This window comes from Streptomyces sp. NPDC126503 (assembly GCF_040302405.1).
Lineage (GTDB): Bacteria > Actinomycetota > Actinomycetes > Streptomycetales > Streptomycetaceae > Streptomyces > Streptomyces gulbargensis.
The window spans coordinates 257149-269075 of record NZ_JBEORS010000002.1 but is presented as its reverse complement, the minus strand read 5'-3'; the positions used below and the strand labels follow the sequence as shown (position 1 = coordinate 269075).

Annotated in this window: 13 protein-coding genes; 6 read left to right on the top strand and 7 right to left on the bottom strand. The window is 70.1% G+C overall.

Annotated features, from left to right (window positions below):
• The first annotated feature begins 92 nt into the window (after positions 1–92).
• Complete coding sequence (locus ABTY40_RS04040; RefSeq protein ID WP_352058042.1) at positions 93–506, top strand: pyridoxamine 5'-phosphate oxidase family protein; 414 nt, start codon at positions 93–95, stop codon at positions 504–506.
• Positions 507–646: 140 nt separating this feature from the next.
• On the opposite strand, the gene ABTY40_RS04035 is transcribed toward ABTY40_RS04040, so the two are convergent.
• Together ABTY40_RS04035 and ABTY40_RS04030 are read right to left on the bottom strand one after the other, a co-directional pair.
• Positions 647–964 (bottom strand): (2Fe-2S)-binding protein, encoded by a 318-nt coding sequence (locus tag ABTY40_RS04035; protein ID WP_345280036.1) that lies wholly within the window; start codon positions 962–964, stop codon positions 647–649.
• 8 nt (positions 965–972) lie between these two features.
• The gene (locus tag ABTY40_RS04030) at positions 973–1197 is read right to left on the bottom strand and encodes a hypothetical protein (protein WP_345280038.1); all 225 of its coding nucleotides are present in this window, start codon (positions 1195–1197) and stop codon (positions 973–975) included.
• A 145-nt stretch (positions 1198–1342) separates the two neighbouring features.
• Between ABTY40_RS04030 and ABTY40_RS04025 the strand changes: the two genes are divergently transcribed.
• Together ABTY40_RS04025 and ABTY40_RS04020 are read left to right on the top strand one after the other, a co-directional pair.
• Positions 1343–2323, top strand: coding sequence for a helix-turn-helix transcriptional regulator (locus ABTY40_RS04025; RefSeq protein WP_345280040.1), 981 nt, complete (start codon positions 1343–1345; stop codon positions 2321–2323).
• A 74-nt stretch (positions 2324–2397) separates the two neighbouring features.
• The gene (locus ABTY40_RS04020) at positions 2398–2865 is read left to right on the top strand and encodes a hypothetical protein (protein ID WP_352058041.1); all 468 of its coding nucleotides are present in this window, start codon (positions 2398–2400) and stop codon (positions 2863–2865) included.
• 73 nt (positions 2866–2938) lie between these two features.
• On the opposite strand, the gene ABTY40_RS04015 is transcribed toward ABTY40_RS04020, so the two are convergent.
• Genes ABTY40_RS04015 through dnaK form a run of 4 tightly spaced genes read right to left on the bottom strand, consistent with a single transcriptional unit; the run spans position 2939 to position 7117 of the window.
• Positions 2939–3382: a heat shock protein transcriptional repressor HspR gene (locus ABTY40_RS04015; RefSeq protein WP_345280044.1), complete on the bottom strand. Its 444-nt coding sequence runs from the start codon at positions 3380–3382 to the stop codon at positions 2939–2941.
• A gap of 4 nt (positions 3383–3386) precedes the next feature.
• A complete protein-coding gene (gene dnaJ, locus ABTY40_RS04010) occupies positions 3387–4559 on the bottom strand; it encodes a molecular chaperone DnaJ (RefSeq protein ID WP_352058040.1) in 1173 nt (390 codons plus the stop codon).
• Positions 4560–4610: 51 nt separating this feature from the next.
• On the bottom strand, positions 4611–5285 hold the full coding sequence (grpE, locus tag ABTY40_RS04005) for a nucleotide exchange factor GrpE (protein ID WP_352058039.1): 675 nt from the start codon (positions 5283–5285) through the stop codon (positions 4611–4613).
• Positions 5282–7117, bottom strand: coding sequence for a molecular chaperone DnaK (gene dnaK, locus ABTY40_RS04000; protein ID WP_352058038.1), 1836 nt, complete (start codon positions 7115–7117; stop codon positions 5282–5284). Before dnaK ends, grpE begins: the two co-directional genes overlap by 4 nt.
• Positions 7118–7367: 250 nt before the next feature.
• Between dnaK and ABTY40_RS03995 the strand changes: the two genes are divergently transcribed.
• The 3 genes from ABTY40_RS03995 to ABTY40_RS03985 all read left to right on the top strand — a co-directional run bounded on the left by ABTY40_RS03995 (position 7368) and on the right by ABTY40_RS03985 (position 11339).
• Complete coding sequence (locus ABTY40_RS03995; protein ID WP_352058037.1) at positions 7368–7946, top strand: sugar transferase; 579 nt, start codon at positions 7368–7370, stop codon at positions 7944–7946.
• 120 nt (positions 7947–8066) lie between these two features.
• Positions 8067–10328 carry a (Fe-S)-binding protein gene (locus ABTY40_RS03990; RefSeq protein WP_352058036.1) on the top strand — a complete coding sequence of 754 codons (2262 nt, stop codon included), beginning with the start codon at positions 8067–8069 and terminating at the stop codon, positions 10326–10328.
• A gap of 171 nt (positions 10329–10499) precedes the next feature.
• Positions 10500–11339: a Yip1 family protein gene (locus tag ABTY40_RS03985; protein WP_352058035.1), complete on the top strand. Its 840-nt coding sequence runs from the start codon at positions 10500–10502 to the stop codon at positions 11337–11339.
• 79 nt (positions 11340–11418) lie between these two features.
• Here ABTY40_RS03985 and ABTY40_RS03980 read toward each other — a convergent pair whose 3' ends face one another.
• Positions 11419–11916, bottom strand: coding sequence for a phosphoribosyltransferase (locus ABTY40_RS03980; protein WP_309032516.1), 498 nt, complete (start codon positions 11914–11916; stop codon positions 11419–11421).
• Positions 11917–11927: the final 11 nt, after the last annotated feature.

Here is an 11927-nt window from a genome sequence, read left to right as displayed (position 1 = left end):
TCCCTCTTCTCTGACCCTTCCAACGTACACAAAGTTGAGTCTATTCCGCTCAAGGTGTCGGCGGGAGCCCCGCGGCGGGTAGTTTCCGGGGCATGGCCACCGACCCGCGCAACCCCAGCGACTCGTATCTCGCCTTCTGGCGCGAATACCACATGTGCACGCTCACCACACCCCGCCCGGACGGCACCCCGCACGTGGTCGCGGTCGGCGTCACCTACGACCCCGAGGGCGGCGAGAAGGGCATCGCGCGGGTCATCACCAACAAGAACAGCCGGAAGGTGGCGAACATCCTGGCGGCCGGCGCGGAGGGCGCGCGCGTGGCGGTCTGCCAGGTCGACAAGGGGCGCTGGGCCACCCTGGAGGGCGTCGCGCGCATCCGTACGGACGCGGAGACGGTCGCGGACGCGGTCGCCCGCTACGCCGAGCGCTACGGGCGCACGCCCAGCCCGAACCCGGACCGGGTCGTCATCGAGATCGCCCTCACCCGGGCGATGGGCCGCGCCTGACGCACGCGGAGCCCGGCGCGCGGTGCGCGGGCGCCCGGGGGTCGTGGACGCAGCACAGCGGCGCCATCGCGTTTCAGGTCCGCGATGGCGCCGCTGTGTGGGGGAAGTACCTGAGCGACTTGTAACGACGGGGGAATCGCTCAGGCACTGCGGGGGGTGGCGGTGATGGTCTCTGCCTCGATCAGCTGGTGGTCCCGCTGGTCGAGATTGACGAAGATCATGCCGTACCGGATGGCACAGCGGATGGGCTGCGGGGCGCCGCGGGGACGGCGGAGGCAGCGGTAGGCGCGAATCTCCTCGTCGTCCTCGCGCCTCACGAGGATCGGCTCACCGAAGAGGGTGACCATCAACGACTCGCCACGGTGCGGCACCGCGGTGACGAGATCGATGAAGTGCCACCCCGAGCGGTAGGCGCTCGCCATCTCGCGCCGGAACCTGGGGTCGTCGGGAACGTTCATGAGCCCGCTTAGCTCCAGCCGGGGTCGTCGAGCTCGGCCGGCGCGACGTGCCAGCCCGGGTCGCCGAGTGCGGTCGTCACGTCGGCGGGTGCGAGGTGCCAGCCCGGGTCGGCGGCCGTCACGCCCGCCGGCTCCGAGTGCCAGCCGGGGTCCTGCACTCCCCCGGCCACGCCCACTGCGGCAGCCGCGATGAAGGCGACTCCGGCCACTGCGCTTATGAGCTTCTTCATCATCACCGAACAACCTCACTTGAAGACAACGTCTCTCACAACGTCTCTTTCCGACCCCCGCGAGACAAGACGATGACTTACTCTCTGCGCCTGCACCACCAAACCCAGGCATCATGTTCCTGAGATGCAGGAGCCTGGGGGTGTACATATGCGGAAACAAGCGGACGAAACCGGTCACCCTCATTCGCACGCGGAGCTCTGCGAGGCAGGCACCGAGCTGTACGCGTCCGCCCTGCGGACCGGGCGAATACCCCGGTCAGACGCGGTCGCGGCGCCCTGCCTGCTCGACCTCTCCCTGCTCCACCCCGACCCGGACGACGCCCAGTGGCTCCGGCCGGTTCCGCCCTCCGCCGCGCTGGCCCAGCTTCTGCAGCCCATCGAACGCGAGATCCTCGAACGCCGCCGGCTCACGGTCGCCCTCTCCGACGCGTTCGAGCCGTTCATGGCCATCAGCGCCCTCGACTCCGCCAACACCCATGCCATCACGGTGCTCGAAGGCATCGACCGGATCAACACCACCCTCGACCGGGTCGTCGCCAACTGCCGCAAGGAACTCCTCACCGTCCAGCCCGGTGGCGGCCGTCCCGCCCACGCCCTGAGCGAGGCCCTCCAGCGGGTCTCCCCGCTCCTCGGCCGCGGCATCGACATGCGCACGCTCTACCAGCACACCGCGCGCCACACCGAACTCACCCTGGCCTACCTGGAACACGTCGGCCCCGAGGTCCAGGTCCGCACGCTGGAACAGATCATCGACCGGCTCATCATCGTGGACCGCGAGGTGGCCTTCATCCCGGCCCGCAGCGACCGCCAGGTCGCCCTGGAACTCCGCCACCCCGGCCTGGTCGCCTACCTCGGCGGCGTCTTCGACCAGTTCTGGCAGCTGGCCGTGCCGATCCGCGAGGAGATCCCCTACGACATCAAGACCGACGACATCAGCGGCGTGCAGCGCTCCATCGCCCGCCTCCTCGTCGAAGGCCACGTCGACGAGGCCATCGCCCGCCGGCTCGGCATGAACGTCCGCACCTGCCGCGCCCACATCGCGAAACTCGCCGCCGCCCTCGGCAGCGGCAGCCGCGCCCAGCTCGGCTACCTCATCGCCCGCTCCGGCATCCTCGACCAGGACGCCTGAGCCCCCGCCCGCCCCCGGACGCCCGGCGCGAGACGCGCCCGCGCCCCGACGCCCGCCCCTTGGACCCTCACCCCATGTACGTACAGATCGACCTCGACGGCCCCGCCGGGACCCTGCGCGTCTCGGGGCACGGGCTGCCCACCGTGGAGCTGGTGCGCGCGCCCGGGACCCGCCCCGACGCCCACACGCCCATCGGCACCCGCGAGGCGGCCCTCCTGCGGCTCACCGTGGACGGCGAGCCCGCCGTCGTCCGGCCGGCCCGAGGACGGCTGCTGCGGCGCTCGTACCGGGTGGACGTACGGACCGGCGGCCACCGCCACCGGCTCGTACCGACCTCGTACGACACCAGCCGGCTGACCCGCGACGGGCGGCGCGTCGGCAGCCTGATCTCCTCCGGGGACGGGCGGGTCACCGACACCTGGGAGGACGGCGCGACACCCCTGGACATCGCCGTCGGCACCGCCCTGGCCGCCGCCTTCGGCACCGGGGCCGCGCCCTGGTTCGAGACCGTCGGCGACATCGTCTCCGAGCTGATCCCCTGAACCCGGGCCCCGTACGGCGAGAGGCCCCTCCACACCCGTGGAGGGGCCTCTCGATCACCGGCAGCCGGCGAGGTCAGTCGCCGCGCCCCGGCCGCCAGACCACCAGCGCGCTCGCCTGCTGCACGTCCTGATAGGGCACCAGATCCCGCCGGTACGAGGCGTGGACCTGAGCCTCGCGCTGCCGCATCGCCGCCGCCGCGCCCTCGACCGCGGCGGTCAGCTCCGCGACCCGGTTCTGCAGCGCCGCGACCTGGTTCTCCAGCTCGATGATGCGCTTGATTCCGGCCAGATTGATGCCCTCGTCCTGCGACAACTGCTGCACTTGGCGGAGCAGTTCGATGTCCCGGGCCGAGTAGCGCCGCCCGCGGCCCGCCGTGCGGTCGGGGGAGACCAGACCGAGGCGGTCGTACTGCCGCAGGGTCTGCGGATGCAGACCCGAGAGCTGGGCCGCCACCGAGATGACGTACACCGGGGTCTCGTCGGTCAGTTCGTACGGATTGCGTCGGCGCCCTTCCACCGGGTCACGCTCCCTTCGCTGCCTGGAACAGCTCCGCCCTCGGGTCCTCCGAGGCCGTCGCCTCGCGGTAGGTCTCCAGGGCCTCACGGGCCTTGTCGTCCAGCTCCTTCGGCACCGCGACCTCGATCGTCACGAGGAGGTCGCCGCGGGTGCCGTCCTTGCGGACCGCGCCCTTGCCACGGGCGCGCATGGTGCGGCCGTTCGGAGTGCCCGCGGGCAGCTTGAGGGTGACCGCGGGGCCGCCGAGCGTCGGCACCTTGATCTCGCCGCCGAGCGCCGCCTCCACGAAGGAGACCGGCACCGTGACGGTCAGGTTGTCGTCCTTGCGGCCGAAGACCGGGTGGGCGTCGACGTGCACCACGACGAACAGGTCGCCGTTGGGCCCGCCGCGCTCGCCCGGCGCGCCCTTGCCCCGCAGCCGGATCTTCTGGCCGTCGGACACGCCCGCCGGGATGCGGACCTGCATGGTGCGGGAGGACTTGGCCCGCCCGCTGCCCTTGCAGACCTCGCACGGGTTCTCGGCGATCAGGCCGCGGCCCTTGCAGTCCACGCACGGGTCGGTGAGCGAGAAGCCGCCGCCGCTGCCGCGCGAGACCTGTCCGGTGCCGACGCAGGTCGGGCACACCCGGGGGGTGCCGTTCTTGTCGCCGGTGCCCGAACACGCCGCGCACGGCTGCTGGCTGGACATCCGCAGCGGTACGGTCGCGCCCTCGATGGCCTCGGTGAAGCTGAGCGTCACCTCGGACTCGATGTCGGCGCCGCGGCGGGGCTGGGTGCGGGCACCCGCGCCGCCGCGGTTGAACAGTCCGCCGAAGACGTCCCCGAGGCCGCCGCCGAAGCCGCCGGCCCCGGCGGGACCGCCCTGGGCGCCGCCGAAGAGGTCGCCCAGGTCGAAGTTGAACGAGCCGCCGCCCGGGCCGCCGGCCCGGAAGCCGCCGTTCCCGAAGAGGGCGCGCGCCTCGTCGTACTCCTTGCGCTTCTTGGGGTCACCGAGGATGTCGTTGGCCTCGGAGATCTCCTTGAAACGCTCCTCGGCCTTGACGTCACCCTTGTTGGCGTCCGGGTGGTTCTCGCGGGCGAGCTTCCGGTACGCCTTCTTGATCTCGGCCTCGGTGGCGTCCTTGGGGACGCCGAGGACCTTGTAGTAGTCCTTCTCGACGAAGTCCTTCGTGCTCATCGACGTCCCTCCTTCCGGACTGCTCCGGCACTCATGGCGTCACCCATGGCGTCACCCCTCGTCGGGGGCACCGCTCTCCTCGTCGGACGCCTGCTTCTCGTCCTTGGCGCCCGACGTGCCGGCCGTGCCCGCCGCGCCCGGCTGGGGCTCGGCGACGGCGACGCGGGCGGGCCGGATGGTCCGCTCGCCGATCCGGTACCCCGGCTGCAGGATCGCCACGCAGGTCGTCTCGGTGACGTCCGGCGCGTAGCTGTGCATCAGGGCCTCGTGGATCGTCGGGTCGAAGGGCTCGCCCTCCTTGCCGAACTGCTGCAGGCCCATCTTGGCGACGACGGTCTCCAGCGACTCGGCCACCGACTTGAAGCCGCCGACCAGTTCGCCGTGCTCCCGCGCGCGGCCGATGTCGTCCAGCGTCGGGAGCAGCTCGGTCAGGAGGCTCGCGACGGCGATCTCCTTGACCGTGACGCGGTCCCGCTCCACCCGGCGGCGGTAGTTCTGGTACTCCGCCTGGAGGCGCTGGAGGTCCGCCGTGCGCTCGCCGAGCGCGGCGCGGGCCTGGTCCAGCTCGGCGGTGAGGCCGACGGCCTCCTCCGGCTGCTCGCTCTTCGCGTCCCCGGCCGGGGCCGCCGTGTCCTCGGGGGACTCGGCGGTCTCGGCGGCGTCCTCAGGGGTGGCGCCGGAGGGGACGTCGGGCTTCTCCTCGAAGCCCGGAGTCTCCTCGGTCACGCCTGGCCACCCTTCGGCTTGTCCTCGTCGACGATCTCGGCGTCGACGACGTCGTCGTCCTGCGCCTGGCCCGCGTCGCCACCCGCGGCCTGGGCGGCCTGGGCGTCGGCGTAGAGGGCCTGGCCGAGCTTCTGCGAGACGGCCGCGACCTTCTCGGTGGCCGTGCGGATCTCGGCGGTGTCGTCGCCCTTGAGCTTCTCCTTCAGCTCGCCGAGCGCGGTCTCGACCTCGGTGCGGACGTCACCGGGGACCTTGTCCTCGTTGTCCTTGAGGAACTTCTCCGTCTGGTAGACGAGCTGCTCGCCCTGGTTGCGGGACTCGGCGGCCTCGCGGCGGCGGTGGTCCTCCTCCGCGTACTGCTCGGCCTCCTGGCGCATCCGGTCGACCTCGTCCTTCGGCAGCGAGGAGCCGCCGGTGACGGTCATCTTCTGCTCCTTGCCCGTGCCCAGGTCCTTCGCGGTCACGTGCATGATGCCGTTGGCGTCGATGTCGAAGGAGACCTCGATCTGCGGGACGCCGCGCGGGGCCGGCGGGAGGCCGGTCAGCTCGAACATGCCGAGCTTCTTGTTGTACGCCGCGATCTCGCGCTCGCCCTGGTAGACCTGGATCTGCACCGACGGCTGGTTGTCCTCGGCCGTCGTGAAGATCTCGGACCGCTTGGTCGGGATCGTGGTGTTGCGCTCGATGAGCTTGGTCATGATGCCGCCCTTGGTCTCGATGCCGAGGGACAGCGGGGTCACGTCGAGGAGCAGGACGTCCTTGACCTCACCCTTGAGGACACCGGCCTGGAGCGAGGCGCCGATGGCGACGACCTCGTCCGGGTTCACACCCTTGTTGGCCTCCTTGCCGCCGGTCAGCTCCTTGACGAGCTCGGCGACGGCCGGCATGCGGGTGGAGCCACCGACGAGGACGACGTGGTCGATCTCGTTGATGGAGATGCCCGCGTCCTTGATGACGTTGTGGAACGGGGTCTTGCAGCGGTCCAGGAGGTCCGCGGTCAGCTGCTGGAACTGGGCGCGCGTGAGCTTCTCGTCCAGGTGCAGCGGGCCCTCGGCGGAGGCCGTGATGTAGGGCAGGTTGATCGAGGTCTCCGTGGAGGAGGACAGCTCGATCTTCGCCTTCTCGGCGGCCTCGCGCAGACGCTGGAGCGCCATCTTGTCCTTGGCGAGGTCCACGCCGTGGCCGTTCTGGAACTGCGTCACCAGGTAGTCGACGACGCGCTGGTCCCAGTCGTCACCACCGAGGTGGTTGTCACCGTTGGTGGCCTTCACCTCGACGACGCCGTCGCCGATCTCCAGGAGGGACACGTCGAAGGTGCCGCCACCGAGGTCGAAGACGAGGATCGTCTGGTCGTCCTTGTCGAGGCCGTAGGCCAGGGCGGCGGCGGTCGGCTCGTTGACGATGCGCAGGACGTTGAGGCCCGCGATCTCACCGGCCTCCTTGGTGGCCTGGCGCTCGGAGTCGTTGAAGTACGCCGGGACGGTGATGACCGCGTCGACGACCTTCTCGCCCAGGTAGGCCTCGGCGTCGCGCTTGAGCTTCTGCAGGATGAAGGCGCTCATCTGCTGCGGGTTGAAGCTCTTGCCGTCGATGTCGATCTTCCAGTCGGTGCCCATGTGGCGCTTGACCGACCGGATGGTCCTGTCGACGTTGGTGACGGCCTGGCGCTTGGCCACCTCGCCGACGAGCACCTCGCCGTTCTTCGCGAAGGCGACGACGGACGGCGTGGTCCTGGCGCCCTCGGCGTTGGTGATGACGGTGGGCTCGCCGCCTTCCAGAACGCTGACGACGGAGTTAGTCGTGCCCAGGTCGATGCCGACCGCACGTGCCATTTCGATTCCTCCAGCTGACTGACTTGAGTGGAACTGACTCAAGGATGCACGACGGGAGGGAGTGCGTCAACAGACCTGAGTGGAGGTGACTCAACTCTTCGTCGACGCTCCCGCTCAAAGAAGGAGGGAGGGCGCGTCATTCCCGGGCCGGGGGCGGCGTGGGTGAGAGAGTCCGCTTGCCCCGGCAGGGGCAAAGCAGGCATATCCCACGAACATCCCACGAATATCGCACGACGAAGGGGTCCGGCGCATGACGGCCAAGCGCGCACTCGACCTCCTGGGCGGCCTCGCGCTGCTCACCGCCCTCTCCCCGCTCCTCGCCGCCGTCGCCGTCTCCGTCGCCCTCGGCTCGGGGACGCCCGGCGGCGGGGTGCTGCGCCGCCGGACCGTGGCCGGACTGCACGGCCGGCCCTTCACGATGCTGACCTTCCGCGCCCGGGGCCCGCTGGCCGCGCTGCCCCTGCTGCTGCACGTCGTCCGGGGGCAGATGTCCCTGGTGGGCCCGTGCCCGCTGGCGCCCGGCCACCGGGAGTGCGCGGGCGAGGGGCGCCGGCGGCTCTCCGTACGCCCCGGACTCACCGGCCCGTGGCAGATCAGCGGGCGCTCGGAGCTGCCCTGGGAGGAGCGCGAACTCCTCGACCTCCACTATGTGGACCACCACTGGCTGGGGATGGATCTGGCGATTCTGGCGCGTACGCTTCCAGCAGTGCGCAGACGTCGCGCAGGACGCACGGGCCGCTCCGGCCGCGCGGACCACACGGGTCGTACGGGCCGCACCGGCCGTACGGACCCGGGGGACCGTCCGGGCCGCGCGGCAAGGGTTGCCTGAGCGACACAGATCACCGCGCGGTCCGCTACAGTGCGCGGCCCCGAACGGGTAATCTCAGCACGGACTAAATAAGTTACCGCTTAGTAGGCCCGAGCCCGTGGCCCGCTCGAGGAGCCCGTCATGCAACTCGCCGCGATCATCGTGTCGCTGACGCTGACCGTGGTCGGCGTTGCCCTCTTCGCGCGAGCCATCGCGCAGATCTACCGGTTCGTGAAGCTCGGCCAGCCCGTCCCCAAGGGCAGCCGTACGAACGACTGGAAGGCCCGCACGGTCACCGTCGTCCGGGAGTTCCTCGGTCACACGCGCATGAACCGCTGGGGCATCGTCGGCTTCGCCCACTGGTTCGTCGCGGTCGGCTTCCTGACCCTGCCGCCCACGCTCGCCCAGGCCTACGGCCAGCTGTTCAACGCCGAGTACACCCTTCCGGTCCTCGGCGGCTTCCTGCCGTTCGAGCTCTACATCGAGTTCATCGGCGTCATGACGATCCTCGGCATCGCCGCCCTGATCGTCATCCGCCTGCTCAGCCTGCCCTCGCGGGCCGGCCGCAAGTCGCGCTTCGCCGGCTCCAAGGCCTGGCAGGCGTACTTCGTCGAGTACGTGATCCTCACCATCGGCCTCGCGATCTACGTGCTGCGCGGCCTGGAGGGCGCGATCCACCACGTCGAGCACTACGAGGCCGCGTACTTCGCCTCGTACCCGCTCGTCCTCGCCTTCAAGGGCCTGTCCGTCGGCACCCTCCAGACGCTGGTCTACCTGACCGCCATGATCAAGATCAGCACCTCGCTGATCTGGATGATCACGGTCTCCCTGAACACCAACATGGGTGTCGCCTGGCACCGCTTCCTCGGCTTCCCGAACATCTACTTCAAGCGCAACGCCACCGGCGAGACCGCCCTCGGCGCGCTCCAGCCGATGACCTCGGGCGGCGAGCCGATCGACTTCGAGGACCCGGGCGAGGACGACGTCTACGGCGTCTCCCAGGTCGAGCAGTTCTCCTGGAAGGGCATCCTCGACTTCTCCACCTGCACCGAGTGCGGCCGCTGCCAGTCGCAGTGCCCCGCCTGGAACACCGGCAAGCCGCTGTCCCCGAAGCTCCTCATCATGTCGCTCCGCGACCACGCCTACGCCAAGGCCCCGTACCTGCTCGCCGGCGGCGGCAAGGACATGGAGGGCAACGAGAAGGCCACCGAGGAGCAGCTCAAGGACGTCCCGGCCGCCGCGCTCGCCGAGGCCGAGCGCCCGCTCATCGGCACCGTCGAGGAGAACGGCGTCATCGACCCGGACGTCCTGTGGTCCTGCACCACCTGCGGCGCCTGCGTCGAGCAGTGCCCGGTCGACATCGAGCACATCGACCACATCGTCGACATGCGCCGCTACCAGGTCATGATCGAGAGCGCGTTCCCGTCCGAGGCGGGCACGATGCTCAAGAACCTGGAGAAGAAGGGCAACCCCTGGGGCCTGGCGAAGAAGCAGCGCGTCGAGTGGACCAAGGAGGTCGACTTCGAGGTCCCGATCGTCGGCAAGGACGTCGAGGACCTCACCGAGGTCGACTACCTCTACTGGGTCGGCTGCGCCGGCGCCCTGGAGGACCGCGCCAAGAAGACCACCAAGGCCTTCGCCGAGCTGCTGCACATCGCGGGCGTCAAGTTCGCGATCATGGGCGGCGAGGAGAAGTGCACCGGTGACTCCCCGCGCCGCCTGGGCAACGAGCCGCTGTTCCAGCAGCTCGGCCAGGAGAACGTCGCGATGCTGAACATGGCGTTCGGTGAGGATGACGAGGACGAGTCGACGAAGAAGCCGAAGTCGGCGAAGAAGATCGTCTCCACCTGCCCGCACTGCTTCAACACCATCGCCAACGAGTACCCGCAGCTCGGCGGCGAGTACGAGGTCATCCACCACACCCAGCTGCTGCAGCACCTCATCGACGAGGGCAAGCTGATCCCGGTGACCCCGGTCGACGGCCTCATCACCTACCACGACCCCTGCTACCTGGGCCGGCACAACAAGGTCTACACGCCGCCGCGCGAGATCATGTCCGCCGTCCCCGGCCTGCGCCAGCAGGAGATGCACCGCCACAAGGAGCGCGGCTTCTGCTGCGGCGCCGGCGGCGCGCGGATGTGGATGGAGGAGCGGATCGGCAAGCGCATCAACACCGAGCGCGTCGACGAGGCCCTGTCCCTCAACCCGGACATCGTCTCCACCGCCTGCCCCTTCTGCCTCGTCATGCTCACGGACTCCGTGAACGGCAAGAAGAACGACGGCAAGGCCAAGGAGAGCCTGCAGGTCGTCGACGTGGCGCAGCTGCTCCTCGACTCGGTGAAGACCCCGGCCGACCCGGAGCCGGCCGAGCGGTCGGAGCCGGAGCCCGAGCCGGCCTCGTAGAGGCCGTTGCCGGAGGCGTACAGCAGGGCCGGAGGGCCGTTCCGCGCGGGGCGCGGGGCGGCCCTCCGGCGTACCCGGGACGTCCGCGCCCCCTCCGGGTGCCCCTTAGGGGATGTCACAGCTCAGCCGCAATGGCGCGAGGGTGGCGCGGAAGCGGGTACGTTCGATGACGTGGCTGGATTCAGGAACGGACGCGGCAGGGACAACCGCCCCCCGCAACAGCATCGACCGCAGCAGGAGCCGTACGGGTACAACGCGGCCCCGCCGCCGTACCCGCAGCAGCAGTGGCAGCAACAGCCACAGCAGCCGCCCCAGCAGCCGTACGGCGAGCCGGAGTACTTCGGCGACCCGCAGCATCACCAGAACGCGGTGGCGGCGAACAACCCGGGCCACACCCAGATGTTCAGCGTGGACGACCCGTACGGGCGCCCGGAGACGTACCACTCGGGCGCGCCGGCCGCCCCCGCCGGCCCCCGGCTGCCCTGGAAGGCCCTCCTGAGCGGCATCGTGCTGCGCCCGGCGGACACGTTCCTCCGGATGCGCGACCACGCCGTCTGGGGCCCTGCGCTGGTGGTGACCTTCCTCTACGGGCTGCTCGCGATCTTCGGCTTCGACCAGGCCCGCGAGGAGGCGATCAACGCCACCCTCTCGACGGCGATCCCGTACGTCCTGATGACCGCCCTCGGCTTCGTCCTCGGCGGTCTGATCCTGGGCGCCGTCACCCACACCCTCGCCCGTCAGCTCGGCGGCGACGGCTCCTGGCAGCCGACCGTCGGCCTGTCCATGCTGATCATGTCCGTCACGGACGCCCCCCGCCTGGTCCTCGCCCTCTTCCTGGGCGGCGAGAACGGCCTCGTGCAGGTCGTCGGCTGGCTGACCTGGCTGGCGGCCGGCGCCCTCTTCACGGTCATGGTGAGCCGCTCCCACGACCTTCCCTGGCCGAAGGCCCTGGGCGCCTCGGCGATCCAGCTGGTGGCGCTGCTGAGCCTGATCAAGCTGGGCACGCTGTAGCCCGGCCCCGTACACGGAAGAAGGGCCCCCGCCGGTCGCCGGCGGGGGCCCTTCTTCCGTACTCCTGCGTGCGCGCCGGTCAGGCGTCGAGGACCTGGCCCTCGCGCTTCACGACGGGCGGCTCGACCGACCAGGGGAAGTTGATCCACTCGTCGGTCTTCTTCCACACGTACTCGCACTTCACCAGCGAGTGCGACTTCTCGTAGATGACGGCCGAACGGACCTCGGCGACATGGTCGACACAGAAGTCGTGGACCAGTTTGAGCGTCTTGCCGGTGTCGGCGACGTCGTCGGCGATCAGGACCTTCTTGTCGGAGAAGTCGATCGCGTTGGGCACCGGCGCCAGCATGACCGGCATCTCCAGCGTCGTCCCCACACCCGTGTAGAACTCGACGTTCACCAGGTGGATGTTCTTGCAGTCCAGGGCGTAGGCCAGACCGCCGGCGACGAAGACGCCGCCCCGGGCGATGGACAGCACGATGTCGGGCTCGTAGCCGTCGTCGGCGATGGTCTGCGCCAGCTCGCGGATCGCCCGGCCGAACCCCTCGTACGTCAGGTTCTCGCGTACTTCACTCATGCCTGCGACCG

What these genes read in the sequence shown, in the direction of transcription:
- ABTY40_RS04040 (WP_352058042.1), top strand. Translation starts at nt 93, where the DNA reads ATGGCCACCGACCCGCGCAACCCCAGCGACTCGTATCTCGCCTTCTGG.
- ABTY40_RS04035 (WP_345280036.1), bottom strand. Translation starts at nt 964, where the DNA reads ATGAACGTTCCCGACGACCCCAGGTTCCGGCGCGAGATGGCGAGCGCC.
- ABTY40_RS04030 (WP_345280038.1), bottom strand. Translation starts at nt 1,197, where the DNA reads ATGATGAAGAAGCTCATAAGCGCAGTGGCCGGAGTCGCCTTCATCGCG.
- ABTY40_RS04025 (WP_345280040.1), top strand. Translation starts at nt 1,343, where the DNA reads ATGCGGAAACAAGCGGACGAAACCGGTCACCCTCATTCGCACGCGGAG.
- ABTY40_RS04020 (WP_352058041.1), top strand. Translation starts at nt 2,398, where the DNA reads ATGTACGTACAGATCGACCTCGACGGCCCCGCCGGGACCCTGCGCGTC.
- dnaJ (WP_352058040.1), bottom strand. Translation starts at nt 4,559, where the DNA reads ATGAGCACGAAGGACTTCGTCGAGAAGGACTACTACAAGGTCCTCGGC.
- dnaK (WP_352058038.1), bottom strand. Translation starts at nt 7,117, where the DNA reads ATGGCACGTGCGGTCGGCATCGACCTGGGCACGACTAACTCCGTCGTC.
- ABTY40_RS03995 (WP_352058037.1), top strand. Translation starts at nt 7,368, where the DNA reads ATGACGGCCAAGCGCGCACTCGACCTCCTGGGCGGCCTCGCGCTGCTC.
- ABTY40_RS03990 (WP_352058036.1), top strand. Translation starts at nt 8,067, where the DNA reads ATGCAACTCGCCGCGATCATCGTGTCGCTGACGCTGACCGTGGTCGGC.
- ABTY40_RS03980 (WP_309032516.1), bottom strand. Translation starts at nt 11,916, where the DNA reads ATGAGTGAAGTACGCGAGAACCTGACGTACGAGGGGTTCGGCCGGGCG.